Genomic DNA, 1,041 nt, shown 5'->3' on the forward strand with positions numbered 1-1,041 from the left:
TGCAGGACCGCCGGGATGATCCCGGCCGCGCCGTTCGTGGGGGCCGTCACGACCCTGCCGCCCGCCGCGTTCTCCTCGTTCACCGCCATCGCGTAGAGCGTCGCCCACTCCATGGCGTGGATCCCCGGATCGCCGGCGGCGCGCAGCGCCCGCGCGGAGACGGCGGCCCGGCGCCGGACCTTCAGCCCGCCCGGCAGGATGCCCTCCAGGGCCAGGCCGGCGGCCACGCAGGTCTGCATCACCCGCCAGATCTCCAGCAGCCCGGCCCGGATCTCCGCCTCGGTGCGCCAGGCCCGCTCGTTCTCCAGCATCAGCGCGGAGATCGACAGGCCGGTCTCCTTCGTCAGGCGCAGCAGCTCGTCGCCCGTGCGGAAGGGATGGCTCAGGACCGTGTCGTCGAGCTTGATGCGATCCGCGCCCGCCGCGTCCTCGTCCACGACGAACCCGCCGCCGACGGAGTAGTACGTCTTCGACAGCAGCTCCGCCCCCGAGGCGTCGAACGCCCGGATCGTCATGCCGTTGGCGTGGTACGGGAGGGCCTTGCGGCGGTGCAGGACCACGTCGTCGTCGAAGTCGAAGGGGATCTCGTGGGCGTCGCCGATCTCGACGCCGAGCAGCCGCAGCCGCCCGGTCGTCCTGATCCGCTCGACATCGCGCCCGGCCCGCACGATGTCGACCGTGTGCGGCTCGTTGCCCTCCAGACCGAGCAGGACGGCCTTCGGCGTGCCGTGGCCGTGGCCGGTCGCGCCCAGGGAGCCGTACAGCTCGGTGCGGACCGTGGCCGTCCGGGCGAGTACGCCGTCCCCCTTGAGCCGGACGACGAACCGGCGGGCGGCCCGCATCGGAGCCACCGTGTGGGAGCTCGACGGCCCGATGCCGATCGAGAAGAGATCGAAGACGGAGATGGCCATGTACGAGCTCCTACGGCGGGAGGACTACGACGACGGACCGGGGTAGAGGGGGTGCTTGTCGGCGAGGGCGGTGACCCGGGCTTTGAGCGTGTCGGCGTCGTAGGACGGCTTGAGGGCCTGGGCGATGACG

The 1,041-nt window shown here is 72.2% G+C and carries 1 protein-coding gene; it reads right to left on the reverse strand.

Translation table 11 applies throughout. The features are described from left to right. Window positions 1–911 (reverse strand): L-serine ammonia-lyase (locus tag AB0J04_RS46275; RefSeq protein ID WP_363174756.1); only part of this gene is annotated, 911 nt, incomplete at its 3' end. Window positions 912–1,041 lie beyond the last annotated feature (130 nt).

Origin of the sequence: Streptomyces sp. NPDC050263 (genome assembly GCF_040655955.1) — a bacterium.
GTDB lineage: Bacteria > Actinomycetota > Actinomycetes > Streptomycetales > Streptomycetaceae > Streptomyces.